The organism is Flavobacterium sp. FPG59, assembly GCF_002150205.1.
GTDB lineage: Bacteria > Bacteroidota > Bacteroidia > Flavobacteriales > Flavobacteriaceae > Flavobacterium.
Genome location: NZ_MTCA01000392.1, coordinates 1 through 1,145, shown reverse-complemented (window position 1 = coordinate 1,145; position 1,145 = coordinate 1). Strand labels below are relative to the sequence as shown.

The 1,145-nt window shown below is 35.7% G+C and carries 1 protein-coding gene; it reads right to left on the bottom strand.

Annotated features, from left to right (window positions below; translation table 11 throughout):
• Positions 1-1,118 (bottom strand): IS110 family transposase (locus tag FPG59_RS16230; RefSeq protein WP_217875966.1); only part of this gene is annotated, 1,118 nt, incomplete at its 3' end.
• Between the last annotated feature and the right edge of the window lie 27 nt (positions 1,119-1,145).

The following is a 1,145-nucleotide window of genomic DNA, read 5'->3' as shown; positions in this document are numbered from 1 at the left end:
TTTTGCAATCTTTTTTGAACGGCTAGTTTTCTTTTTTCATCCAAATATAAGTATTCTTTTGGATTATGGTAAGGGATGTTTTTTACAACCATATTCCAAATGATTACTCCAAGTTTTCGAGCAGTTGCACTTATGGCTGAGACTCTTCCTTTTCGGAAATTAATTCGATGAAAAAAATCTCTCAGCGGAGTTGATTCTTTTAAATTTCCTATTGCATTAGCAGCATTTCTGAGAGCAATTTTTAGGCGATTACTTCCTTTTGGAATTCTACTGCTGAGTACTTTTCCACCACTTATTTTATTGTTTGGTGTAAGTCTGAGCCAACTGGCAAATTGCTTGGCAGTACTAAATTTTTTGATTCCTTCTAAACCCACTTCACTCATTAATGTCAGTAGGGTTTGATGGCTAAACCCCTCTATTTTTAATAAATCGACTCCTTCAAAATATTGATACCCCATTAAATTTAGGTCTATATTTTTCGGGGTGTTTTTATTGACTCTTTTGTGAATTTTTGGATCGGTGTAGTGTTGTTTTTTGTTGTGGTCATTGTCAATTTGCTCTTGGAGTATTTGTTCAATTTCGATATCGCATTCTTTGATTTGAATTTGAAGGTTTTTGTACATTTTGTATTCTTGTTTCAATCCAAAAAGATAATCCTTTCTGCCATTGGTTTCGAGCGCTTTTGCCATTTCTTGTTCGGATTTTTTGCAATTTCCGTTGCGTAATTCAGCTAATTTTTCGGGATTGGTTTCTCCATTGCAGATGGCTTCAATTATTTTTAATCCTGTCAAACCACAAATGTCTTTTACAATTACATCTAGTCGTAGATTTAAAAGCCTTAGATACTTTTGCATTTTCTTGCTCGTGTCGGCTGCAACATCTATTAAGCTGGCTCTGTGACGGCAATAGGTGCGAAGCTGTTCGGTTTGTAAATCGGGTAAAAAACTACCCGATAAAAGACCGATGGAATGTAATTTTTGTATCCATTGGCAGTCTTGTACATCGGTTTTTCGGCCTTTGATGTTTTTGGTAAATTTTCCATTACAAAGAATTACCTGAAAACCATCATTGAGTAAAACGGCATACAGTGCTTGCCAATACGTGCCTGTGCTTTCCATTGCCACGCTTTGGATGCCATTTTCTTT